Here is a 22,813-nt window from a genome sequence, read left to right on the forward strand (position 1 = left end):
TGATGCGCATTCTGCTCCTGTCGCATTCCTTCAACAGCCTGACGCAGCGGCTCCATGTCGAGCTCAGGGAGCGAGGCCACGACGTTGCCGTCGAGCTCGACATCCATGCCGAGGTCACGCGCGAGAGCGTGGCGCTGCATCGGCCGGACCTTGTGATCGCACCGTTCCTGAAGCGGGCGATTTCCGACGACGTCTGGCGCGGCGTGCGTTGTCTGGTCGTCCATCCCGGTCCGCCCGGCGACCGCGGTCCGGCGGCGCTTGACTGGGCGATTCTGGACGGTGCAGGCGAGTGGGGCGTCACGGTCTTGCAGGCGGATGGCGAGTTCGACGCCGGTCCGGTCTGGGCGTTCCGCGGCTTCCCGATGCGGCGCGTGCCTAAGTCCAGCATCTACCGCAACGAGGTGACGTGCTGCGCGGTTGCAGCGGTGCTCGAAGCTGTCGCGGCGATCGAATCCGGACGGACTGCCCCGCAGCCAATGGATGCGGACGACCCGCGCATTCGCGTGCGCGGCCCTTGCCGCCAGGCGGACCGGGCGATCGACTGGCAGCACGACACCGCCGCGACCGTGCTGCGCAAGATCGACAGCGCCGACGGCATGCCGGGCCTGGTCGACAGCCTGTTCTTCCAGGAGGTCAGGCTGTTCGATGCGCATGAGGCGCACGGCATCTCCGGCGTGCCCGGCACCGTCGTGGCGCGATGCGACGGCGCGCTGGCGCGCGCCACGATCGATGGTGCGGTCTGGATCGGGCATGTCAGGAAGCTCGCGCCGAAGAGCCTGAAGCTGCCGGCGGCGAAAGTCTTCGCCGCGGAGGCGGCGCAGCTGCCGCACCGGCCCGGATGCGGCTACGCCCCGATCCGATATCGCGAGCATGGCGAGGTCGGCGAGCTCGCGTTCTCCTTCTACAACGGCGCCATGGCGACTGGCGACTGCGAGACCCTGCTCGAGGCCTATCGTGCGGCGCTGGCGCGCCCGACCAGGGTGCTGCTCCTGACCGGTGGCCGGGATTATTGGTCAAACGGCATCCATCTTGCAGAAATCGAGGCGGCCGACAGCCCCGCGGACGAGTCCTGGCGCAACATCAATGCGATCGACGACCTCGCCCAGGCGATCATCGAGACCACCGACCGCCTGGTCGTCTCGGTCATTCGCGGCAATGCGGGCGCGGGCGGCGTCTTCCTGAGTCTTGCCGCCGACGAGGTCTGGGCGAGCGACCAGACCGTCCTCAATCCGCATTACAAGGACATGGGCAATCTTTACGGTTCGGAATACTGGACCTATCTGCTGCCGCGCCGTGCGGGCGCCGCGAACGCAACCCGGATCACGCAATGCCGGCTCCCGATGGGCGTGGCGGAGGCCGCGCGCCTCGGCATCGTCGATCGCGTGCTGTCGGGCGAGGCGCTCGCCGATGCAAGCCTCGTGAAGCTCGGCTCTGCCATGGCGTCGGATGCCGGCTTTGCCATGCGCCTTGCCGCCAAGCGGCAGCGGAGCGCCGCCGATGAGGCCGAGAAGCCCCTGCAGTCCTACCGCGACGAGGAGCTGCGGCGGATGAAGCTGAATTTCTACGGCTTCGATCCGAGCTACCACGTCGCGCGCTACAATTTCATCCACAAGGTGCCGAAGTCGCGCACGCCGCTGACCATCGCTGGTCACCGTGTCAGGCGTGCGCCAGATCGGCCAGTCGGCATGGTGGTGCCATCGTGAGCATTCAGGGAACCATTCTCGTCGTCGACGACGAAGTCCGCTCGCAGGAAGCACTTCGGCGCGTGCTCAGGGAGGATTTCGAGGTGCTCTGCGTCGGCAACGCGACCGATGCAGAGAAGCTTCTGGAGGGCGAGATCGTCCACGCGATCCTCTGCGACCAGCGGATGCCGCACGAGTCCGGCGTGAGCTTCCTGAAGCGCGTCCGCGAGCTCTGGCCGGATCCGGTGCGGATGATCATTTCCGGCTATTCGGACTCAGAGGACATCATCGCGGGGCTGAATGAGGCCGGCATCTATCAATACATCACCAAGCCCTGGCAGCCGGACCAACTGGTCGAAACCGTCAAGGAGGCGGTTCAGCTCTATCGGCTGCAGAAGGAGACCGAGACCGCCGGCGTCGACGTCAAGGCGACCTCGGGGCACATCAAGAAGGTCGTCTCGGTCAAGCGCGGAGTGGCCAAGCAGCTCTACGATTTCGACCGCATCGTACATTCCAAGGAAAGCCCGATGCACGCCGTGATCGAGCTCGGCAGGCGCGCAGCCGACTACGATATCTCGGTTCTGATCACCGGAGAATCCGGTACCGGCAAGGAGCTTCTGGCTCGCGCCATCCATTACGGGTCGGCGCGGGCCAATAAGGCGTTCGTGGTCGAGAACTGCGGTGCGCTGCCGGACGAACTCCTGGAAAGCGAGCTGTTCGGTTGCAAGAAGGGCGCCTTCACGGGCGCCTACCAGGATCGCATCGGCCTGTTCGAGGTCGCCGATGGCGGCACCATCTTCCTCGACGAGATCGGCGAAACCTCTCCGGCGTTCCAGGTCAAGCTGCTGCGTGTGCTGCAGGAGAGCGAGATCCGGCCACTCGGCGCGCAGCGGGTGCGTAAGGTCGACGTGCGCGTGGTGGCGGCGACCAATCGCGACCTGGAGGCGGAGGTCGAGGCCGGTCGCTTCCGGCGCGACCTGTACTACCGCCTCGCCGCATTCCCGGTACACATGCCGGCGCTGCGCGAGCGCCCGATGGACATTCCGCTGATTGCGGAGGGGGTGCTGTCGGCGGTCAAGAGTTCCTTCAACCGGCCGAATCTGCGCTTTGCGCGTTCGGCGCTGGATGAATTCGGCAAATATCACTGGCCGGGCAACGTACGCGAGCTCCAGAACGAGATCCAGCGCATGGTCGTGCTCGCCGACCGGGACGAGCTGCGCGCGCCGCCGCTGCTCGGCCGTCGCAACGGGAAGCGATCCGCGCCGCTGTCGATCCCTGGCAAGATGAACGGATCGGCCTCGCTGAAAGACAAGGTGGAGGATCTCGAGAAGTCGGTTATCATGAACTGCCTGGAGAGGAACGACGGAAACATCAGTCGTGTCGCCAGCGAGCTGGGTCTCTCGCGGGTAGGGCTCAGGAACAAGCTGTCCAGGTATGATCTGAGAAAAAATGCCAAAGGCGACGCATTCTCCTGAAGCGAGTGAGGCGGATTCACTGCTCAAGCTGGTGACCAGCGGCGGAGCGATCGAGTTCGACCGCGAGCGCGAAGGCGCCTGGATCGAAGTCATCCGCAAGATGGACGAGGTCTATTCGGACCTTTTGCGCTACGAGGTCGACCTCGAGCACAAGAACGCGGAGCTCGAGGAGGCGCAGGCCTTCGTCACCAACGTCATCGAATCGGTCTCCGACATCCTGATCGTCTGCGACGCCAAGGGGATGGTGCAGCAGGTCAATTCTGCGTTCCAGCATGCGCTCGGCCGCAGCGTCGGGGACGTGGTCGGCAGGAGCATCTCCGACGTCATCGATGCCGCCGACGGTGCCAAGCTGGTGCCGCTGTTGAAGCCGCGCGGAACGCCCGACGTCATCGACGGTGAATTGAGGTTCGCGACGGATGGTGGCAGCACCGATCTGTTCGCGATCAACAGCTCGCCGCGCCACGATCATCGCGGGCGCTTCATCGGCGTGGTGCTGACGGGGCGGCCGATCGGCGAGCTGCGCCGCGCCTATGAGGCGCTGCACAAGGCCCATCACGAATTGCAGCGCGCCCAGCGGCAACTGGTCGAGCAGGAGAAGATGGCAAGCCTCGGCCGTCTCGTCGCCGGCGTCGCGCACGAGCTGAACAATCCTATCAGCTTCGTCTACGGCAACATTCACACGTTGATCCGCTACCGCGCGGCCATCGTCGCCTATCTCGACGCGATCCACGGCAAGGGCCGGGCGAGCGACCTCGCCGCATTGAAGAAGAGCCTGCGCATCGACGAGGTCATGGAGGATTTCGGTCCGCTGATCGAGGGCACCATGGAGGGGGCGGTTCGGATCAGCGAGATCGTGAAGAATCTGCGCCGACTCTCCTTCAGCAAGCTCGGCGAGGTTGAGCGTGTCAATATCGAGCGTTTGATCAACACCGCGGTGCTTTGGGCCGTCCGCACCAAGCAGGTGCGCATCGACCTGCAGATGGAGCTCGAGCCGGAACTCTGGATCTCCGGCAACGAGGGACAATTGCATCAGGTCATCGTCAATCTCGTCGAGAACGCGATCGACGCGATGCGCGGCACCGAATTGCCGCGGCTGGTCGTCTCGGCAGCGCGCAGGGGCAACGAGATCCTGTTCCGGATTTCGGACAACGGTCCGGGAATCGACAAGGACCACATCAGCCACATCTTCGAGCCGTTCTTCACGACCAAGCGAGTCGGCGAGGGCACCGGGCTCGGTCTCTGGATCAGTTACGGCATTGTGCGCGAGCATGGCGGCGAGCTTCTCGCCGCGAATGAGCCGGACGGCGGCGCGACGTTTTCGTTTGCCTTGCCGGCGGCGTAAACACCGGGCGCGCAGAAACGAAGATTGTCGATACGACGTCGGTGCGGATGCGGGCACATTTGTGTTGGCCGACCTCACCGGGGCTCGGTGAGGATGCAAATCAGGAGGCGCCGGCACTGATCTCCAACGGTTGGGTCGATAGGTTTCTCGGCTTTCTCCCCCATTGGCTCAATCCGATCCTGTTTCGCACCCCGTCAACTCCTTCCCACAAAAATATTCCACTCTACCGAAATTCGGTTTTGACGTATGTGTCGCCCGTCCCGGCTCATCCTTGAGGGGCGATCGTGTGGTCGTCATGTTCGCGAGCCGGGCTTACGGTGGACGCGGCAGCGTCGGGCGCGAAAGGCCGGGGGCAGGGCGGATTGCTCTCCGTGAGCCCTGGGCATCGCGCGGACGAACGGCGCTGCCAGGCTTCGTCTCGCCTGCAAGTTTCCGGCTCCGTCGACAGGGCCGGGAAAACTGCGGCGAAATGGCGGGCCGTGCGTACGGCAAAACCGTGTGGTCCTGGCCGTCGTTGCTACGGTCAAGCTCTTGCGAATGCGGCAGCTGCGTCAACCGGCGCGGGTGCCGGTGACTTTCGCCGGGGCGAGGGAGGCCAGAGGGAACTCGGCTCCCGGGAGAGCGCGGCATAAGCCGTCCGACCATCGCGCAGGGAAGGCCGAGTGATCGGCACCACCTGTATGCTGCTGTGCGGTTCTTCTGCGTGTGCATTTTGCGCAGCAGACCGCGGGTGCGTTGTCAGCACCCGGCCTTCCCTGCCCCCTCTTGGCTCGAGAGGGAGAGCGACGATGCAAAGCTCGGGCGAAACAAGCCGCGAGAACGCGAAGGCGTGGCCGCCGTCTGGGACCGAGGGCAACCGCAGGTTCGCCGGTCAGATTCCGTCCGACGGGTGGCTGGCGCGAGGAACTCTTGCATATGGTCGAAGCTTGAATCCGCGGGCCGGCCTCGCCGCCGATGGCCGGCCTGCACGGCCCCGCCTCCAAGCCCCCCATACCCCCCAGGGTGGGGTCGTGCTTCACAAGCAGGAGCTGCAATGGCCGAGCCGACCGAGCAAGACATCAGAGAACGTGCGCATCAGTTGTGGGAGCAGGCCGGCAAGCCAGAAGGCCGCCAGGAAGAGTTTTGGCACGCCGCCGAGCAGGAGCTACGCAACGAGGACAAGTCGAACACGCTGCGGACGCCGGATACGCTGTGACCGACGCGACATGCCCGTTCTGCCAGGGTCTCGGATGGGTCTGCGAGAACCATCCGCTCCGGGCCTGGAGCGAGAAGCTGGGCGGCTGCCGCTGCGGCGAGGGCATGCCCTGCACCTGCAACACGGCCGAAGATCCCGAAACGAGAGTGGTGATCGTCGAAGCGGACACGACGTGGCACTGAAACCGCGAGGAGATGAGCCGCGATGTCGAGTGAGCTCCCTCTCCGCCTTGCGTGTCCCCTACAAAAGAAAAAGCCGCCGGGCTCTTCACCCTGGCGGCTTCGAAAAGTCCGTAGCTGTTGATCGCCTCCGCAGCTCGTGCGTACCGCCGTTACCTTGTTTGCGGCCATGCCTGGTCTTTGTAGGGCAAGGCGCGTGATTCTGCTGTGATCTGGAGCACACAGTGGAAGAGATGATGGAGAACGCGTGGTGAGGTGCACGACGGGCCGCCTGCCTTGCCCCGGCGCTGCGCTGCAACGCCGTCAACGCGTTCTCGCGCGTTTTCGATGCGCCATGTGCGTTGCAGCGTGTCCGGACGCGAGAGCCTTCGTCGAACCACCCTCAGCTCCGATGCCACGCCGCCAGATTCCAGGTGATGGTGTCCCAGCCCGAGATGTCGGTCATGAGGCTGTTGACGCTGGCGTTGACGATGTGGCGCGAGAGCAGCGGCAGGAACACGTTGGCCCCGCAGAAGATCTCGTCGACCTTGATCAGCAGCGCGGCGCGCTTGACGGGATCGAGCTCGTTCTGCGCGGCCTTGTACGACTTGTCGGCTTCGGGATCGGAATAGCGCGAGTTGTTGCGGCCCAGCCATTTGTTGTCCTTGGTGGCGATCTCCCAGGAGACGCACTGGTTCAGCAAGCGCTCCGGATCCGGCTGCGGCTGCGTCGTGTTGTACATCTCCATGTCGGCATAGAATTTCGAATAGGTGTCGGGGTTGCCCACGTCGGAAGAGAAGAACACCGATGCGGTGACCGCCTTGATCTCGATCTCGATGCCAGCCTTCTGGCAGGCCTGCTTGATGATGGCCTGGGTCTTCTGGCGCGGGGCGTTGGTCGAGGTCTGGAAGACGTATTTGAGCTTCTTGCCGTCCTTCTCGCGGATGCCGTCCGCGCCCCTGGTCCAGCCGGCCTCGTCGAGGATCTTGCTGGCCTTGTCGATGTCGAACTCGTATTTCAGCTTGGGGGACTTGAACTGCTTGGGCGCGTTGACGAAGCTTGCGGTTGCGATGGCGCCGCGTCCGTAAATGAACTTCTGGATCGAATCGCGGTCGATCAGGAGGTTGATCGCCCGGCGAACGGCGGGATCGGACAGCGTCGGGTGCTTGGTCTTGACGCTGGAACGCTCGCCATCGACCTCGGTCCAGGGATCCGTGGTGTTGAGGATGATGAACTCGACATTGCCGGAAGGCGTGATGTCGAGCTTGCCTTTGCCGCCCGTCTCCATGCGCTTGAGGACCTCTTCCTCCACCTGCATGTTCCAGGCAAAGTCGTACTCGCCGGTCTGGAGCACGGCGCGCGCCGCGGACACCGCGTCGCCGCCGCCCTTGACCTCCAGCGTATCGAAGTGCGGCTGGTTCTTGACGTGATAGTCGGGATTTCGTTCGGCGCGGATCATGTCGCCCGGCTTGAACTCGAGGAATTTGTACGGACCGGTGCCGACCGGCTTCAGATTGCCCGGGGCTTCGCGCGACTTTGCGCCGACATAGTCGCCGAAATGATGCTTTGGCAGGATCTGGCCGACCGAGCCGACGAAGGGGTCGGCCCAGAACGGCGTCGGCGCCTTGAAGAGCACCTTGACGGCGTAGTCGTCGATCTTCTCGACCTTGATGTCCTTGTAGGAGCCCGTCGTATAGGCCGCGGTCGCGAGGTCCGCGGCGTACTGCCAGGTGAAGACGACGTCGTCGGCGGTGAAGGGCTTGCCGTCATGCCACGTCACGCCTCGCTTCAGCTTCCAGATCACGCTCATGCCGTCGGCCGAAAGACCCCCGTTCGCCTTGGTCGGCGCCTCGGCGGCCAGGCAGGGAATGAGATTGCCGTCCCTGTCCCAGCCGGCGAGCGGCTCGAAGAAGATGCGCGTGGCGATCTGGTCCTTGGTGCCGAGCGCGAAATGCGGATTGAGCAGGGTGGGCGCCTGCCAGAGCAGCATCTTGAGCAGGCCGCCGCCGCCGGCCTTGGTCGGCTTGTAGGCGAGCGTGGCGTCCGCCATCGCCACGTCGTGCCACGCCAGGATTTGGCTCGCAACCGGTGCCGCGATCCCGATCGCGGCGACTTTCAGGATAAACGAGCGACGCGACAGCCTGCCTTGCTTGACCTCGGCGATCAGACCGCGGATTTCGTTCTCGTTCATCGGATGTCCTCCACCTGCGCAACGCGTCACCAGGCGGCCATCATGTTTCATGACGGCCGGGGCGGCAATGCCGGCAAGACGGGGATACGACGAAATGACGATGTGGAGAGCGCCCCTGTCGGGCGGCGGATCCGGATCGACGCCTGGGAGACCCAGGCGCCGATCCGGTGCGATCTGGTTGAACTTGGGGAAGTTCTAAGGCCGCACCGGAAAGCTAACCCGGCAGGCGCAGATCCATCAAGTTTCGGAGTGTTGCGCAGGCGAAAGAATCATTGCTGCCGCCGGGAAATCGCCACACATCAACGGCGCTCGGCGCGGTTTGTTTTCCGTTTGATGTCGAATGGAGAACGTGCGCCCGCCGGGGGGCGGCAATATGGTTTTCCATTTCATTGATTTCGCGCGGCGGAGCAGCGAATAGGGTTCCAACATTTGCCGCAGACCTACGGAGACCAAGATGTCGTTTCGCCTCCCGCTGATCCTCTCGACCGTGCTCGCCGTCTGGTCGGCCGCAGCAACCGCCGAGACCATCAAGATCGGGGTGACGCCGGGTCCGCATGCTCAGATCCTCGAGGCCGTGAAGCCGATCGCCGCCAAGCAGGGGCTCGACATCCAGATCCTCGAGTTCTCGGACTATGTCGTGCCGAACGCCGCGCTCGATGCCGGCGACATCCAGGCCAATTCGTTCCAGAACCAGCCTTATCTGGACAACCAGAAGGCCGACCGCGGCTACAAGATCGAGGCCGTCGGCCTGACCGTGAATTTCCCGATCGGAGTCTATTCGAAGAAGCATAAGGCCTTCGCCGACCTTCCCGAGGGCGGCAAGGTCTCGATCCCGAACGATCCGACCAATGGCGGCCGCGTTCTGCTGCTGCTGCGCGACAAGGGCGTGATCAAGCTGAAGGATGGCGTCGGCTTCAAGCCGACGGTGCTCGACATCGCCGCGAATCCCAGGAAGCTGAAGTTCATCGAGGTGGACGCGGCGCAGGCGCCGCGCGCGCTCGACGACGTCGACGCTGCCGCGATCAACACCAACTACGCAACCCAGGCCGGCCTCGATCCGGTCAAGGATCCGATCCTGCGCGAGGATCCCAAGGGCCCCTACGTCAACCTGATCGCCGTCCGCACCGCCGACAAGGACAAGCCCTGGGTCAAGATCCTCGTCGACAGCTACCACACTGCCGAGGTCAAGGAGTTCGTCCTGACCAAGTTCAAGGGCGCGGTGCTGCCGAGCTGGTAGGGGGGCGCAAACGGCGCGAAATCCGCCCCGCTGAGATGAAAACTCGGTCAGTCATTCGCTCTCCGGTCAAAAAGGCAAAAAAATTCCAATGCCGTGATGCGATCATTTCATTCCGGAACGGGCCATTTGGGAGAGATTTGTGCCGGGTCAGAGATCGTATCGAACGGCCGTCGTGACGGGAGCATCGAGCGGCATCGGGGCCGCGACGGTCGAAAGGCTCGCCGCCGCGGGATTTGAGGTGCACGCCATCGCCCGGCGCGCCGAGCGGCTGAAGGAACTGAGCGAACGCACGGGCTGCATCGCGCATGCGCTCGATATCACCGACGCCGAAACCTGCCGCAGGGCGATCGGCGAGCTCGATGTCGATATCCTCGTCAACAATGCCGGCGCCTCGCACAATGCCCGGCTTTACGATTACCCCTTCGAGAAGATCGACCAGCTGATCGACCTGAATTTACGCGCCGTGGCGCACCTGACGCGCTGCGTTCTGCCGGGCATGATGAGCCGCAACAAAGGGCACGTCGTCATCGTCAGCTCGATGGCGGGCCATTATCCGATGCTCGGCTCGGCGATGTACTCCGCGACCAAGGCGGCGGTGTCGCAATTCCTCGAGGTGATGCGGCTCGACACCAACGGGTCGCGCATTCGCTGGACCGAGATCGTACCGGGCCGGGTGGCGACCGAGGCCTTCGCGGTGTCGAGCGGCGACGCCAAACTCGCCAAGGAAAAGTTTCTCGACGGTAAGGAGCCGCTGCAGCCGGCGGACATGGCCGACATGATCATGTTCGCCTTGTCGGCCCCGCCGCATGTCAACATCAGCCGCATCGATGCCTATCCGACCCGTCAGGCATCGGGCGGATTTGTCTACTCCGAATGACGTAATTCAACGCGAGAAGGTTTTGCTGATGTCGTTCACCAGACGGAATGTGGTCGCCGGCATTGCCGCGGCCGGACTTGCGGGCGTCGCGATGCCCGCCGTCGTATCACGCGGGTACGCCGCCACTCCGAAGAAAGGCGGCCTGCTCAGGATGTGGATCGCCGAACCGGTGATGCTGACCGGAGCCTTCAACTCGACCGGGCAGATCTACGAAATCTCCGGCAAGCTGTTCGACGGGCTCGCACGCTACGATTTCGACCTCAATCCGAAGCCGCAGCTCGCACTGTCCTGGGATGTCTCCGCCGACGGCAAGTCGATCACGTTCAAGCTCAGGCCCGGCGTGAAGTGGCACGATGGCAAGCCGTTCACGGCGTCCGACGTCCAGTTCTCGGCGCTGAAAGTCTGGAAGGAGCTGCATCCGCGCGGACGCTCGACCTACCGCTATCTGGCCGACGTCGAGGCGCCCGACGCGCTGACGGCGATCTTCAAGTTCGAGCGGCCCTCGCCCTATGTCATGAACTCTCTCGCTTCCGTGGAATCCCAGATCCTGCCACGGCATCTCTACGAGGGCACGGACATCCTCACCAATCCCGCCAATTTGAAGCCGATCGGCACCGGGCCCTTCAAGTTCAAGGAGTGGCAGCGCGGCCAGTACATCATCTTCGAGCGAAATCCCGACTATTGGGATGCGCCGAAGCCGTATCTGGACGGCGTGGTGATGGTGATCATACCGGACGCGGCGTCTCGCGCGGTCGCGCTGGAGGCGGGCGAGCTCGACGTTGCCGGCGCGATCCCGGTGCCGCTGGCCGATGCGCACCGGCTCGCGGCCCTGCCGACGCTGGAAATCCCGGTGCAAGGTAGCGAGGCGCTGGCGTTCCAGGCCTTCATGGAGCTCAATTTGCGGCGTCCCTATTTCCAGGACGTTCGCGTGCGCCGGGCGATGTACCACGCGATCGATCGCAATTTCGTTCGCAAGAGCATCTATTTCGACTTCGCCAAGGCGGCCACGGGGCCGATCTCCTACGAGAACGCAAAGTTCTATTCGGCCGATGTCCCTCAATATGAGTTCAGCATCGCCAAGGCCAATGCGCTGCTCGATGAGGCCGGCATGAAGCGTCAGAGCGACGGGCTGCGCTTCAAGATCACCCATGATCCGCTGCCGGCTGGCGACCACTTCGCGCGCACGGGCGATTATTTCAAGCAGCAGATGGCGCAGCTCGGCATCGCCGTCGACATCAGGAACCAGGACTTCCCGACCTATTACCGCCGCGTCTACAAGGACTATGATTTCGACACCACCTCGACAGGCGCATTCGGGCTGACCGACCCGACCGTGGGGATCCAGCGCTTCTACTGGTCCAAGAACATCGTGCCCGGTGTCGCCTTCTCCAACGGCAGCGGCTACAGCAGCGCGGAGGCTGACAAGGCGCTGGAAGACGCCCAGACCGAGGTCGATCCGGCCAAGCGCGTCGGTCTGTTCCGCGATTTCCAGAAGATCGTCATGACGGACCTTCCGTTGTTTCCGATCGCCGACGCGCGTTACATCACGATCAAGAGCAAGACGGTCATGAATATCGAGGTCGATCCGCTCGGCGCTCACGGCAGTTTCGCCGAGGCCTATCTCGCCCGCTAGCAAGGACGCAAGACGCCATTGTCCCGCTACGCCATATTCCTGCTCCGTCGGCTCGCACAGGCCTGCATCATCGTCGCGGGCATCGTCTGCGTGAATTTCGCGGTGGTTCACCTCGCGCCAGGCGATCTCGCCGAGGTGATGGCCGGGCAGGGCGGCGGCGGCGATGCCGGCTATGTCGCGCTGCTGCGCGAGCGGTTCGGACTCGACCAGCCGCTGTGGGTGCAGTTCCAGCGCTACGCCTTCAACTTGCTGCGTCTCGATCTCGGCTACTCCTTCAAGGACAACATGCCGGTCGCCACCCTGATCGCGGACAAGCTGGCGGCAACCGCGATCCTGATGATTGCCTCGCTTGGGACTGCGTTCCTGCTCGGGATCGGCCTCGGCACGCTCGCGGCTGTCCGGCAAAACTCACTGTCCGACGTCGTCATCTCGCTCCTGGCGCTGATCGGCTACGCCACGCCGCTGTTCTGGCTTGGTCTGCTTCTCATTCTCCTGTTCACGGTCAAGCTCGGCTGGCTGCCGTCGAGTGGCATGCGCACGATCGGCGTGCCGGCTTCCGGCCTCGCCGGCGTCCTCGACGTCGCCCGTCACGCCGTGATGCCGGTGCTGACGCTCACGGTATTCTACATGGCCGTGTTCATCCGCCTGATGCGCGCCTCCGTGCTGAACGTAGCTTCTCTCGATTTCGTTCGCACTGCCTACGCCAAGGGCATGAGCCGGCGGCAGGCCTACACGAACCATGTCGTCGGCAACGCCTTGCTGCCGATGATAACCATGCTCGGTGTCAACGCCGGCGGTATCCTTGGCGGCTCCGTCGTGGTCGAAACCGTGTTCGGCTGGCCCGGCCTCGGGCGGCTGACGTTCGATGCGATCTTCGCCCGCGACGTCAACCTGCTGCTCGGCATCCTGTTCTGCTCGTCGCTGCTGGTGGTGATCACCAATCTCGTCACCGATCTGGTTTCGGCCTGGATCGATCCCCGCATCGAGGTGTCCGCATGACCTTGCGTGCATTCCGGCAGACGCCGTGGGGGCGGCCGCAGGTCCTGGTCGGTTGTGCCATCCTGCTCGCGATTCTGGCAGCGGCGCTGTTCGCGCCGCTGCTGTTTCCCGAGGGGCCCTGGCCTGCGGTCGGCACGCCCTATATACCGCCGTTCCAGAGCACGGCGACGCCTCTGGGCACCGATACGCTCGGGCGCGACGTCGTCGCCGGCCTGCTCTACGGCGCGCGCGTGTCCTTGATCGTCGCCGTCGCCGCGACCGCCGCCGCGATCGCGGTGGGTATCCTGATCGGCGCCGTCGCCGGCTATGTCCAGGGCTGGGTCGACGATCTCCTGATGCGCATCACCGAGATTTTCCAGACCCCGCCGAACTTCATCTTTGTGATCGCGCTCGTGGTGATCCTCAAGCCCTCGATTGGCGCCATCATCGGTGCCATTGCGGTGGTGTCGTGGCCGCCGATCGCGCGTCTGGTGCGTGCCGAGTTCATGTCGCTGCGTAACCGCGAGTTCGTACTGTCCTGTCGCCTCGTCGGCGTGCCGCCGGCCAAGATCATCTTCGCCGAGATCCTGCCGAACTGCCTGTCGCCGGTGATCGTCACGAGTTCGATCATGGTGGCCACCGCCGTGCTGCTGGAAGCGGGGCTGTCCTTTCTCGGGCTCGGCGACCCCAACGTGATCTCGTGGGGCGGCATGGTCGCCATCGGCCGGCCGGCGCTGCGCAGTGCACCCTATCTCTCGGTCTTTCCGGGGATTGCGATCTTCGTGACCGTCATCGCCATCAATCTCGTCGGCGAGGCGCTCAATGAAACCTTCGATCCAAGGCGCAGGCGTCGTTGATCGAAACCCCATCCGAACAGACGGCATCGACATGAACAGCTCCCTGAAGGCTCTGGAAGACAGGCTCAGCCACGAGATGAAGCTGTTCTCCTACCCGGCGCGCGCCTGGCCGTTGCAACGCCAGGCCGAGGACGGCACCTCGATGGTCGACGTTCTCGTCGTCGGCGCCGGGCAGGCGGGCATCGCGGCGGCTTTCGGGCTGCTGCGCGAGCAGATCACCAACGTCCTGCTGGTCGACCGCTGCGATCCCGGCCAGGAGGGCCCCTGGGTCACCTGGGCGCGGATGCGGACGTTGCGCACCGTCAAGGAGCTGACCGGACCGGACAACGGCTTGCCGGCAGCCGCATTCCGTTCCTGGTACGAAGCGCGCAAGGGCGCCGGGGCGTGGGACGAGCTGGTGCGCATCCCGAAGGAAGAGTGGATGGAATATCTGCTCTGGCTTCGCGACTATCTCGCGCTGCCGGTCGAGAACAATACCAGCGTCGAGCGGATCGAATACGCGGGCGAGGCCTTGCGCGTGACGCTGGAGACGCCGCGCGGTTCGCGCGTGGTGGTGGCGCGCAAGGTGGTGGTCGCCACCGGCATCGATGGTGCCGGCGGCCCCAACATCCCGGCTTTCGCGCATGGCGCGCCCCGGCATCTATGGGCGCACAGCTCCGAGCCGGTCGACTTTGCGGCGTTGAAGGGCAAGCGCGTTGCCGTGCTCGGCGCCGGCGCCTCGGCGTTCGACAACACCGCGACTGCACTGGAGGCCGGCGCGCGCGAAGTCCGGCATTCGGTGCGGCGGCCGCGCCTGCCGACGGTGAGCGCACTGCGCTATCTCGAATTCGCCGGCTTCTTCCGCAATTTCCGCATGCTCGACGATGCGCGCAAGCTGCGCTTCATGCGCCGCTATTTCGCGCTGCCGACCCCGCCGCCTGCCGATACGCTGGAGCGCTGCCGCGCCCACGCCAATCTTGACCTGAGGCTCTCGGACGGCTGGACCGCGATGCAGGCTGCCGGCGATGGACTTGCGATCACCACGCCGAACGGCACCTTCGAGGCCGACTTCGCCATCCTCGGCACCGGCTTCAAGGTCGACCTTGCCAACGTGCCCTATCTGGCGTCCCTCGTTCCGGACATGCTGTTCTGGAAGGATCGCTTCACGCCGGGCGCCGACCGGGTCGACACCCACATCGCGAGCTATCCGTACCTGACGCCGGGAATCCAGGCGGTGGGGCGAACCCCGGAGGCGGACCGCGCCTTGCGCAATCTGCATCTGCTCAACGGCGCCGGCCTCATGAGCGAGGGGCCGATCTGCACCGGCATCAACGGCATGCCCTGGGGCGTCTCGGCACTGGTGCAGGCGATCTCCCGCGATCTGTTCCAGGCCGACGCGGACGTCTTCTACGAGCAGTTCGCCGCCTACGACGTGTCGGATCCGAACGAAGGCTACAAGCCGGCCGCCGTCGCGCGCTGAAGCGGCGAACTCACATCGCCGCCGAGTGCCGCGACGAGCCCTCGCGGCCGCGGGCGGTCGAGGCATACATCAGCGGCAGTTCGGTGGTGGACTTGATCTGCTCCATCGCGAACATCGACGAGACGTCGTGCAGATCGATTTTCGCGATCAGCCGCTGATAGAGATCGTCATAGGCGGCGATGTCCGGCACGACCGCGCGGATCAGATAGTCGACGTCGCCGCTGAGCCTGAAGAAGTCGACCACTTCCGGAAAGCTGATCACGGTCTTCTTGAAGCGCGCCGCCCATTCAGCGTTGTGCTGGTTGGTCCTGACCGCGATGAAGACGCTGACACCGAGATTGAGCTTGTCCGCGTCGAGCAGGGCGACGCGGCGACGGATGTAGCCCGTGCTCTCCAGCTTCTGGATCCGGCGCCAACACGGCGTCGAGCTCAGTCCAACCCGGTCTCCAACCTCCTGCACGGACAGGCTGCTGTCCACCTGGAGCGTCGCCAGTATCTTGCGATCGAGTTCGTCGAGCATGCGGTCTCCGAATGCAGGAAGAGAGTGGAAGTTTCGTGTTGCCGAGTTCAATTCCACGACAATGCTATTGCTGGATATCCGCGTTTGCGAGCAGAAAAATTCGTCACGCTGCCGTCAAAGGCGGCAGGAAGCAAGCAAACTGCGGCCCGGCTTCGCTACGCTCGCGGTATCGCTGGAAGAGTTTTGCCGATGACGCCGCCTTGTCGTGAATGGGTCAATGCCTCGATACGCCGCATCGAGATGGAGCGAACGCGCTGTGCCGAGACGCATCTGCTCAAGGTCGAGCTGCCCAGCATGCCCGGCCTCACGTTGTACCTGAAGGACGAGACGACGCATCTGACCGGCAGCCTCAAGCATCGCCTCGCGCGTTCGCTGTTCGTCTATGCGCTTTGCAACGGGCGCATCGGCCCGAGCTCGACGGTGGTCGAGGCCTCCAGCGGCTCGACGGCCGTGTCCGAAGCCTATTTCGCGCGCCTCCTCGGCCTTCGCTTCGTCGCGGTGATGCCGAGGACGACGACGGCGGAGAAGCAGGCCGAGATCGTCGCGAACGGCGGAGAGGTCCATCTCGTGGACGAGCCCGGCGAGATCTACGCCGCTGCCGTCCGCATCGCCAATGAGACCGGCGGCTGCTATCTCGACCAGTTCACCTTTGCAGAGCGCGCGGTCGACTGGCGGGTCGACAACATCGCCCAGTCGATCTTCCATCAGATGTCCGAGGAAGAGCACCGTGTTCCGACCTGGGTCGTGTGCGGCGCGGGCACCGGCGGCACGGCCGCGACGATCGGCCGCTACATCCGCTATCGCGGCCTCACCACGCGGCTCTGCCTCGCAGATCCCGTGGAATCGGTCTACCACCGACATATGGCCGACCGGAACGTGCGGACGTGGCCGGGCCGTTCGGTGATCGAAGGCATCGGCCGGCCGCAGGTCGAAGCCTCCTTTGTCGCGGATCTGATCGAGCGCACCATCGCGGTGCCGGATGCGGCGAGCATCGCCGCGGCGCGCGTGATGTCCCGGTTCATCGGAAGGTCCTGCGGTGGATCGACCGGCACCAACCTCTGGGCATCGCTGCTGATCATGCAGGAGATGGCCGCGGCCGGCGAGCGCGGCGCGCTCGTCACGATCCTGTGCGATTCCGGCGAACGCTATCGCAGCACGCTGTTCGAGGACACCTGGCTTGCGAAACGCAAACTGTCTTGCGCGCCTTATCAACGGCAGCTCGAAGCCATGCTTGCCGTGCCCGACGTGCCGTCGGGTCCGGCGCGTCCGGAGCCGATTCAAGCGCCGCCGCCGCGCGCCCATGTCGGGGGTTGATCGCTTCCATGCGCAACGTCGGGCAGAGAATGGATTTTCCGATTTCAGCCGCACCGCGCGTGTTCCGGCCTCCAGCTTGCGAAGGGCCGAATAACGACGTAGCAGCCTTGCACAATGCCGCCTTGTGCAAGGCGGAAGCTATGGACATCATCGGGCCCGGGCCGGCTGGAGATCATCAAGGGCTTATGACGATCGCGGGGGTTGCGGCGTGAGTGCGATGGGCTTGTCAGGCAGTGCGGAGCGCGATGCGACGCTGCTCGAGCTCGACGACCTCGCGGTGAGCCTTCCGTCCGGGGCCGATCGCGCGTTCGCCGCCGAGTGCGTGTCGCTCAACGTGAAGCCCGGCGAGGTCGTCTGCGTCGTCGGTGAGAGCGGCTCGGGAAAGTCGATGACGGCAAGCGCCGTGATGCGCCTGCTGCCGCCTTCGACCTCGATTGCGCGCGGCCGCATCCTGTTCGAAGGGCAGGATCTCGCCTCCCTGCCGGAAAGCGCGATGCGCCGGATCCGCGGCGCGCGCATCGGTATGATCTTCCAGGACCCGATGACGACGCTCAATCCGATCAAGCGGATCGGACGGCAGATCGCCGAAGTGTTCGAGCTTCACACTGATCTCGGCCGCGAGCAGATCGGCGCCCGCGTCCTTGCGCTGCTCGAGAGCGTTCACATCCGCGATCCCGAGCGCGTCATGCGGTCCTACCCCCACCAGATATCCGGCGGGCAGCGTCAGCGCGCGATGATCGCGATGGCGCTGGCGCTCAAGCCGCGCCTGCTCATCGCCGACGAGCCGACCACCGCGCTCGACGTCACCACGCAGGCACAGATCCTCGCCCTGATCCGCGAGCTTCAGGCCAGGACCGGCACGGGCGTGCTCTTCATCACCCATGATTTCGGCGTCGTGGCCGATATCGCCGATCGCGTCGCGGTGATGCAGTCGGGCCGCATCGTCGAGCAGGGCACGGCGCAGCAGGTGCTTGGTGCACCGAAGCATCCCTATACCCGCCGACTGATCGCCGCGGTCCCGAAGCTGATCGCGCCGCCGCCGCGCCCGCAGGCCCAGGACAAGGTGCTGGTGCTCGACAAGGTCTCCAAGGCATACGCCTCGCCGGGCCTGTTCGGCTTCGGCAAGCGGCAGACGCTGGCCGTCAATGAGGTGAGTCTGGAATTGCCGCGCGGCGCCACGATCGGCGTCGTCGGCGAAAGCGGATCGGGCAAGTCGACGCTGGCGCGCTGCATCGTCCGCCTGCTCGAACTCGACGCCGGCAAGATCTGGCTGGACGGCGTCGACTACGGCGCGCTCAGGCCGCGCGAATTGCGCAAGCGTTCGCAAGCGATGCAGATGGTCTTCCAGGATCCCTTCGCCTCGCTCAATCCGCGACGCCGGGCGCGCGATCTGGTGGCTCAGGGCCTGCTCGAGCTCGGTGTTCCCCGCAGCGCCGCTTACGCGCGGGCGGCCGAGCTTTTCACCATGGTCGGTCTCGATCCGGCCGCGCTGGAGCGCTATCCGCATGAGTTCTCCGGCGGCCAGCGCCAACGCATCGGCCTTGCACGTGCGCTGGCGCTCGAACCAAAAGTGCTTGTCGCCGACGAGCCGGTCTCCGCGCTCGACGTCATCGTGCAGGCCCAGGTGCTGGATCTGCTTGCCGAACTGCGTCAGCGGCTCGGCATTTCGTTGGTGTTCATCACCCATGATCTGCGCGTCACCGCTCAAATCTGCGACTTCGTCGCGGTGATGCAGAACGGACGAATCGTCGAGCAGGGGCCGACGGCGTCCGTGTTCGCCGGGCCCGAGCATTCCTATACGCAATTGCTGCTCGGCTCGATCCCGGGGCAGCGCTGGGCGGCGCCCTCCGCACATGTGGCGGTTGGCAATGCATAGGCAGTCCGGGGTGACGGTTGCAGGTTTGCGCGAGGCAGAGTTCCGCAAGGAGATGGACGGATGACGTCGGCTCATTTTGACGAGGGCATGGCGCTGAAACGCAAGGTGCTCGGCGACGACTATGTCGACCGTGCCTGGTCGGAAGCGCAGAACGACGATTTCGCGATGGCCATGCAGGAGGTCATGACCGAGGCCGGATGGGGCACGGTGTGGAAGCGCCCGGGTATCGACATCAAGGCGCGGCTGATGATGAATCTTGCGATGTTGACGGCGCTCAACCGGCCCCACGAGCTCGCGATCCACCTGCGCGGCGCGATACGGAACGGCTTTACGCGGGAGGAAATCCGGGAAATTCTGATCCACACCGGGCCCTATTGCGGCTGGCCGGCGACGCTGGACGCAGTTCGCGTGGCACGGCGCGTCTTCGCGGAAGCGGAGACCGGTAAGGCTGAGTGATGGCACGGCAAGAGACTGGACTCCGGAGGCTCGTGAGCGAACGATGGTTGGCATGACACGGTCGGCAAAGCCGAAGAGACTTGGATTTTTCACGCGGCTGCTCGACGACGCGCCGCCGGCGGACCGCTATCACTTCGCCGCCGAGCAGATCGTGCGCGCCGAAAAGGCGGGCCTGGATTCCGCATGGATCGCGCAGCATCATTTCCACGAGCGCGAGGGCGGCCTGCCGTCGCCCTTCACCTTCCTCGGCTACGTCGCCGCGCAGACCTCGCGCATCCGCCTCGGCACCGGAATCGTCACGCTGCCGCTGGAGAATGCGGTGCGTGTGGCGGAGGACGCCGCGGTGCTCGATCTGCTCTGCAACGGCCGCTTCGAACTCGGCGTCGGCACCGGCGGCAACCCGTCAGCCTTTGCGGCCTTCGGCCTCGACAGTGCCCAGCGGAACGAGATCTTCGCGCGCAATCTGGACGTCGTCCGCGCGGCCCTGGTCGGCAAGCCGCTCGACGGGGGCGACACGCTCTATCCGCAGCGGCCGCAATTGGACAAGCGCATCTGGCAGGCGACATTCTCGGTCGCGGGCGGTGCCCGGGCCGGCAAGGCGGGCGACGGTCTCTTGCTGTCGCGCACGCAGCCGCGGGCCAAGGAGGCGCCGAAGGCCACGCTGGCCGAGATCCAGAACCCGATCATCGATGCCTATCTGGCTGCGCTGCCGCCGGGCTGCGAACCGCGCATCATGGCCTCGCGTAGCGTCTTCGTCGCCGACGACCATCGCGAGGCGTTGCGCTTCGCAGACATCGGGTTGCGACGCGCGCTGCCGCAGTTCCTCAAGGGAGGCCACGCCGAGCCGGGCGAGACGCTGGAGGAGATGATCGCCGCGTTCGACACCCATGTCGGCGGCGCGGACGAGGTGATCGCCTCGCTCCGCTCGGATGCCACGCTGGAGCGGGTGACCGACCTCGTCTTCCAGGTACATTCGGTCGACGCCCCGCATCCCCACGTCCTGCGCTCGATCGATCTCGTCGCGGAGAAGGTTGCGCCGGCGCTGGGCTGGACCCGGGCGGCACCTGATGTAGCGCTGGCGGGATAACTGGAATGAACATGATCGCGTTGCACGAGGCTGACTGATGGGTACGCAGGATATCATCGACACGCTTGCCGGGATCGAGCCGGGATCGGCTCTCGACGCCATTCGCGCGCGCCGTCTTCAGGCGCGCGAGAACGCGCAGAAGAGCTATCTTGCGCTGTTCGAGCCGATCGACGCGAGCGACGTTTCGCTTGCCGAGCGCGCGGCCGTCGCGTTCTTCGTGACCGGGCTCCATGGCGAGTCCCCCGTCGCCGCCTTCTATCGCGAGAAGCTCGCCACCAACGCGGATGGGGCGACCCTGCTCGAGGCGATCGAGGCCGAGATCGAGCGCGGCAAGACCTCCGGGCCGTATGGCGCGTTTCCGGCCGGACCGTTGTCGATCGAGAACCAGGCCGGGATGATCTATCGCGCCGGCGCGGAGCGCAGCCCGGTTCTCGGCGCCCGGCTGGTCGCAGCACTGGAGCACGCGCACCTCCTGGTGTTGCGGCCGCGCGATGCCGCATCTGCCGACATGAAGGCGCTGCTGGCCGCCGGCTGGTCGGAGACCGGCATCGTCACCCTCTCTCAGCTCGTTGCGTTCCTGTCGTTTCAGGTGCGCGTCGTCACAGGCCTACGCGTGCTCGGCGCTTCGCTCGGGCGCGTTGCGGTCGGTGCGTAAGGAGACCATCATGAGCACTGCAAGCACCGTCAATCCGCCCGTCGTTTTCACCCAGGACGAGCTCGGCTGGGTCTCGTGGATCGATCCGCTGCCAGAGGCCGAGCTGACCGAACGGCACTTCGCCGGTCTGGTCGATCGCGCCCGAGCAAAGTCAGAGTATTTCCGTCTCCTGGTGCGCGATCCCGAGGTGCTGGAGGCCCGGACCAGGACCGACAAGGACATTTTCTACAATACCGTCGACGGACTGCCGCGCGCCGAGCGCGAGCTCGCGGCGGCGGCGACCTCGCGCTACAACGGCTGCATCTACTGCGCCTCGGTGCATGCGCGCTTTGCCAGCACCTACTCCAAACGCCGCGACGACGTGCAGCGCCTGCTCGACGAAGGCATCAAGGCCGATCTCGGCGAACGCTGGAATGCCGTGGTCAAGGCCTCGGTTGCACTGGCCGCGACACCGATCGCGTTCGGTCCCGACAATGTCGCGGAGCTGCGCCGCGCGGGCCTCGACGATGCCGAGATCGTCGACGTCATCAACGGCGCCTCGTTCTTCAATTGGGCAAACCGGCTGATGCTGTCGCTTGGCGAGCCTTCGAAATAGGCAATCCCACCGGCACGAGAATTGCTGCTTGTTTCAACATTGAAATGGATGGAGCCGTGCATGAGCAACATCGATCGCCGTACCCTGGTCAAGGGCTCTCTCGCCGCCATGATGGCGGGAGCGGCCTTTTCGCCCGCCGCCCTTGCGCAATCCGCCGAACCGATCCTGCTCGGCGTCAGTGGCCCGTTGACCGGGCCCAACGCGCAATATGGCGCCCAGTGGAAGCAGGGCTTCGATCTGGCGCTCGACGAGATTCACGCCACCGGCGGCATTAACGGCCGCAAGCTCGCTTACCAGTTCGAGGATAGCCAAAGCGATCCGCGCCAGTCGGTGGCGATCGCCCAGAAGTTCGTCTCCGATCCCCGCATCGTCATGGAACTCGGCGACTTCTCCAGTCCCGCCTCGATGGCGGCCTCGCCGATCTATCAGCGCGGCGGTCTGGTGCAGTTCGGCTTCACCAATTCGCACCCCGACTTCACCAAGGGCGGCGACTTCATGTGGAGCACGTCGGTGAGCCAGGCCGATGAGCAGCCGCTGCTCGCGTCCTATGCAGTGAAGCGGCTCGGCCTGAAGAAGCTCGCTGTGCTGCACCTCAACACCGACTGGGGCCGCACCAGCCGCGACTATTTCGTCAAGGCGGCGAAGGAATACGGGGCCGAAGTCGCGATATCCGAAGGCTACATCGCGGAGGAGCGCGATTTCCGGTCGACGCTGGTGCGCGTGCGCGACGCCAGTCCGGATGGCTTGATCCTCATCTCCTACTATTCCGACGGTGCGCTGATCGCCCGACAGGCACGTCAGGTCGGCCTGAAGCAGACCATTTGCGCCGCCAGCTCGGTCTACTCGCCGAAATTCCTGGAGCTCGGCGGTGAGGCGGTCGAGGACGTGCATCTCGGCACGCGCTATTTCCCGGAAGACCCGCGACCCGAGGTGAAGAAGTTCATCGCAGGCTTCAAGGCCAAGTACAACGGGCAGGAGCCCGACGCGTTCAACGCCTACTCGTATGACGCGATGAACATGGCGGCGGCCGTGGTCAAGATCGGCGGCACCGATCGCCGCGCCATACGCGACGCCTTTGCCAAAGTGAAGGACGTCTCCAGCGTCATCTTCGGCCAGGCGACGTTCGACGTCGAGAGCCGCCGCGTCAAGGGCGCCATGAATGCCGAGCTCGTCGTGCGCAAGGGCAAGTTCGCACTCTTGGATGGCAAGCCGACCTGACGTAATGG

At 65.0% G+C, this 22,813-nt stretch carries 20 protein-coding genes; 18 read left to right on the top strand and 2 right to left on the bottom strand.

The annotated features are described in order from the left end of the window. The first annotated feature begins 2 nt into the window (after window positions 1-2). The 5 genes from ACYCVF_RS00580 to ACYCVF_RS00600 all read left to right on the top strand — a co-directional run bounded on the left by ACYCVF_RS00580 (window position 3) and on the right by ACYCVF_RS00600 (window position 5,876). A complete protein-coding gene (locus tag ACYCVF_RS00580) occupies window positions 3-1,703 on the top strand; it encodes a hydrogenase maturation protein (protein ID WP_459612923.1) in 1,701 nt (566 codons plus the stop codon). Further along, window positions 1,700-3,157, top strand: a complete 1,458-nt coding sequence (locus tag ACYCVF_RS00585) for a sigma-54-dependent transcriptional regulator (protein ID WP_459596581.1) — start codon at window positions 1,700-1,702, stop codon at window positions 3,155-3,157. The genes ACYCVF_RS00580 and ACYCVF_RS00585 overlap by 4 nt, the downstream gene beginning before the upstream one ends. Further along, window positions 3,132-4,499: a PAS domain-containing sensor histidine kinase gene (locus ACYCVF_RS00590; protein ID WP_459596583.1), complete on the top strand. Its 1,368-nt coding sequence runs from the start codon at window positions 3,132-3,134 to the stop codon at window positions 4,497-4,499. The genes ACYCVF_RS00585 and ACYCVF_RS00590 overlap by 26 nt, the downstream gene beginning before the upstream one ends. Before the next feature lie 1,033 nt (window positions 4,500-5,532). Further along, window positions 5,533-5,694, top strand: a complete 162-nt coding sequence (locus ACYCVF_RS00595; protein WP_459596584.1) for a DUF2934 domain-containing protein — start codon at window positions 5,533-5,535, stop codon at window positions 5,692-5,694. Next, complete coding sequence (locus ACYCVF_RS00600; protein ID WP_459596585.1) at window positions 5,691-5,876, top strand: hypothetical protein; 186 nt, start codon at window positions 5,691-5,693, stop codon at window positions 5,874-5,876. Before ACYCVF_RS00595 ends, ACYCVF_RS00600 begins: the two co-directional genes overlap by 4 nt. Window positions 5,877-6,255: 379 nt before the next feature. Here the strand turns inward: ACYCVF_RS00600 and ACYCVF_RS00605 are convergent, their stop codons facing one another. Continuing rightward, on the bottom strand, window positions 6,256-8,043 hold the full coding sequence (locus tag ACYCVF_RS00605; protein ID WP_459596586.1) for a peptide ABC transporter substrate-binding protein: 1,788 nt from the start codon (window positions 8,041-8,043) through the stop codon (window positions 6,256-6,258). Window positions 8,044-8,497: 454 nt separating this feature from the next. On the opposite strand from ACYCVF_RS00605, the gene ACYCVF_RS00610 reads away from it, so the two are divergent. The 6 genes from ACYCVF_RS00610 to ACYCVF_RS00635 all read left to right on the top strand — a co-directional run bounded on the left by ACYCVF_RS00610 (window position 8,498) and on the right by ACYCVF_RS00635 (window position 15,084). Next, window positions 8,498-9,280 carry a MetQ/NlpA family ABC transporter substrate-binding protein gene (locus tag ACYCVF_RS00610; RefSeq protein ID WP_459596587.1) on the top strand — a complete coding sequence of 261 codons (783 nt, stop codon included), beginning with the start codon at window positions 8,498-8,500 and terminating at the stop codon, window positions 9,278-9,280. Between the two features lie 172 nt (window positions 9,281-9,452). Then, window positions 9,453-10,157, top strand: coding sequence for an SDR family oxidoreductase (locus ACYCVF_RS00615; protein WP_459596588.1), 705 nt, complete (start codon window positions 9,453-9,455; stop codon window positions 10,155-10,157). A 28-nt stretch (window positions 10,158-10,185) separates the two neighbouring features. Continuing rightward, on the top strand, window positions 10,186-11,790 hold the full coding sequence (locus ACYCVF_RS00620; protein WP_459596589.1) for an ABC transporter substrate-binding protein: 1,605 nt from the start codon (window positions 10,186-10,188) through the stop codon (window positions 11,788-11,790). An 18-nt stretch (window positions 11,791-11,808) separates the two neighbouring features. Continuing rightward, entirely contained in the window at window positions 11,809-12,789 is a 981-nt protein-coding gene (locus ACYCVF_RS00625; protein ID WP_459596590.1) for an ABC transporter permease, read from the top strand. Window positions 12,790-12,791: 2 nt separating this feature from the next. Then, window positions 12,792-13,625 (top strand): ABC transporter permease, encoded by an 834-nt coding sequence (locus tag ACYCVF_RS00630; RefSeq protein WP_459597933.1) that lies wholly within the window; start codon window positions 12,792-12,794, stop codon window positions 13,623-13,625. A 31-nt stretch (window positions 13,626-13,656) separates the two neighbouring features. Then, complete coding sequence (locus ACYCVF_RS00635) at window positions 13,657-15,084, top strand: NAD(P)-binding domain-containing protein (RefSeq protein ID WP_459596591.1); 1,428 nt, start codon at window positions 13,657-13,659, stop codon at window positions 15,082-15,084. A 10-nt stretch (window positions 15,085-15,094) separates the two neighbouring features. On the opposite strand, the gene ACYCVF_RS00640 is transcribed toward ACYCVF_RS00635, so the two are convergent. Further along, a complete protein-coding gene (locus ACYCVF_RS00640) occupies window positions 15,095-15,604 on the bottom strand; it encodes an Lrp/AsnC family transcriptional regulator (protein ID WP_459596592.1) in 510 nt (169 codons plus the stop codon). Window positions 15,605-15,793: 189 nt separating this feature from the next. Between ACYCVF_RS00640 and ACYCVF_RS00645 the strand changes: the two genes are divergently transcribed. The 7 genes from ACYCVF_RS00645 to ACYCVF_RS00675 all read left to right on the top strand — a co-directional run bounded on the left by ACYCVF_RS00645 (window position 15,794) and on the right by ACYCVF_RS00675 (window position 22,805). Then, window positions 15,794-16,918: a PLP-dependent cysteine synthase family protein gene (locus ACYCVF_RS00645; protein ID WP_459596593.1), complete on the top strand. Its 1,125-nt coding sequence runs from the start codon at window positions 15,794-15,796 to the stop codon at window positions 16,916-16,918. A gap of 217 nt (window positions 16,919-17,135) precedes the next feature. Further along, complete coding sequence (locus tag ACYCVF_RS00650) at window positions 17,136-18,794, top strand: ABC transporter ATP-binding protein (protein ID WP_459597935.1); 1,659 nt, start codon at window positions 17,136-17,138, stop codon at window positions 18,792-18,794. Window positions 18,795-18,854: 60 nt separating this feature from the next. Then, the gene (locus ACYCVF_RS00655) at window positions 18,855-19,250 is read left to right on the top strand and encodes a carboxymuconolactone decarboxylase family protein (protein ID WP_459596594.1); all 396 of its coding nucleotides are present in this window, start codon (window positions 18,855-18,857) and stop codon (window positions 19,248-19,250) included. A 52-nt stretch (window positions 19,251-19,302) separates the two neighbouring features. Then, the gene (locus ACYCVF_RS00660; RefSeq protein WP_459596595.1) at window positions 19,303-20,337 is read left to right on the top strand and encodes a putative FMN-dependent luciferase-like monooxygenase; all 1,035 of its coding nucleotides are present in this window, start codon (window positions 19,303-19,305) and stop codon (window positions 20,335-20,337) included. A gap of 37 nt (window positions 20,338-20,374) precedes the next feature. Then, the gene (locus ACYCVF_RS00665; protein WP_459596596.1) at window positions 20,375-20,992 is read left to right on the top strand and encodes a CMD domain protein; all 618 of its coding nucleotides are present in this window, start codon (window positions 20,375-20,377) and stop codon (window positions 20,990-20,992) included. Window positions 20,993-21,002: 10 nt separating this feature from the next. Next, window positions 21,003-21,587 carry an alkylhydroperoxidase domain protein gene (locus tag ACYCVF_RS00670; protein WP_459596597.1) on the top strand — a complete coding sequence of 195 codons (585 nt, stop codon included), beginning with the start codon at window positions 21,003-21,005 and terminating at the stop codon, window positions 21,585-21,587. A gap of 60 nt (window positions 21,588-21,647) precedes the next feature. Then, window positions 21,648-22,805 (top strand): ABC transporter substrate-binding protein, encoded by a 1,158-nt coding sequence (locus ACYCVF_RS00675; RefSeq protein WP_459596598.1) that lies wholly within the window; start codon window positions 21,648-21,650, stop codon window positions 22,803-22,805. Window positions 22,806-22,813: the final 8 nt, after the last annotated feature.

The sequence above is a fragment of the Bradyrhizobium cedriense genome, from assembly GCF_054602315.1.

What these genes read in the sequence shown, in the direction of transcription:
- ACYCVF_RS00580 (WP_459612923.1), top strand. Translation starts at nt 3, where the DNA reads ATGCGCATTCTGCTCCTGTCGCATTCCTTCAACAGCCTGACGCAGCGG.
- ACYCVF_RS00590 (WP_459596583.1), top strand. Translation starts at nt 3,132, where the DNA reads ATGCCAAAGGCGACGCATTCTCCTGAAGCGAGTGAGGCGGATTCACTG.
- ACYCVF_RS00595 (WP_459596584.1), top strand. Translation starts at nt 5,533, where the DNA reads ATGGCCGAGCCGACCGAGCAAGACATCAGAGAACGTGCGCATCAGTTG.
- ACYCVF_RS00605 (WP_459596586.1), bottom strand. Translation starts at nt 8,043, where the DNA reads ATGAACGAGAACGAAATCCGCGGTCTGATCGCCGAGGTCAAGCAAGGC.
- ACYCVF_RS00610 (WP_459596587.1), top strand. Translation starts at nt 8,498, where the DNA reads ATGTCGTTTCGCCTCCCGCTGATCCTCTCGACCGTGCTCGCCGTCTGG.
- ACYCVF_RS00620 (WP_459596589.1), top strand. Translation starts at nt 10,186, where the DNA reads ATGTCGTTCACCAGACGGAATGTGGTCGCCGGCATTGCCGCGGCCGGA.
- ACYCVF_RS00635 (WP_459596591.1), top strand. Translation starts at nt 13,657, where the DNA reads ATGAACAGCTCCCTGAAGGCTCTGGAAGACAGGCTCAGCCACGAGATG.
- ACYCVF_RS00640 (WP_459596592.1), bottom strand. Translation starts at nt 15,604, where the DNA reads ATGCTCGACGAACTCGATCGCAAGATACTGGCGACGCTCCAGGTGGAC.
- ACYCVF_RS00645 (WP_459596593.1), top strand. Translation starts at nt 15,794, where the DNA reads ATGACGCCGCCTTGTCGTGAATGGGTCAATGCCTCGATACGCCGCATC.
- ACYCVF_RS00650 (WP_459597935.1), top strand. Translation starts at nt 17,136, where the DNA reads ATGGGCTTGTCAGGCAGTGCGGAGCGCGATGCGACGCTGCTCGAGCTC.
- ACYCVF_RS00655 (WP_459596594.1), top strand. Translation starts at nt 18,855, where the DNA reads ATGACGTCGGCTCATTTTGACGAGGGCATGGCGCTGAAACGCAAGGTG.
- ACYCVF_RS00660 (WP_459596595.1), top strand. Translation starts at nt 19,303, where the DNA reads ATGACACGGTCGGCAAAGCCGAAGAGACTTGGATTTTTCACGCGGCTG.
- ACYCVF_RS00665 (WP_459596596.1), top strand. Translation starts at nt 20,375, where the DNA reads ATGGGTACGCAGGATATCATCGACACGCTTGCCGGGATCGAGCCGGGA.
- ACYCVF_RS00670 (WP_459596597.1), top strand. Translation starts at nt 21,003, where the DNA reads ATGAGCACTGCAAGCACCGTCAATCCGCCCGTCGTTTTCACCCAGGAC.
- ACYCVF_RS00675 (WP_459596598.1), top strand. Translation starts at nt 21,648, where the DNA reads ATGAGCAACATCGATCGCCGTACCCTGGTCAAGGGCTCTCTCGCCGCC.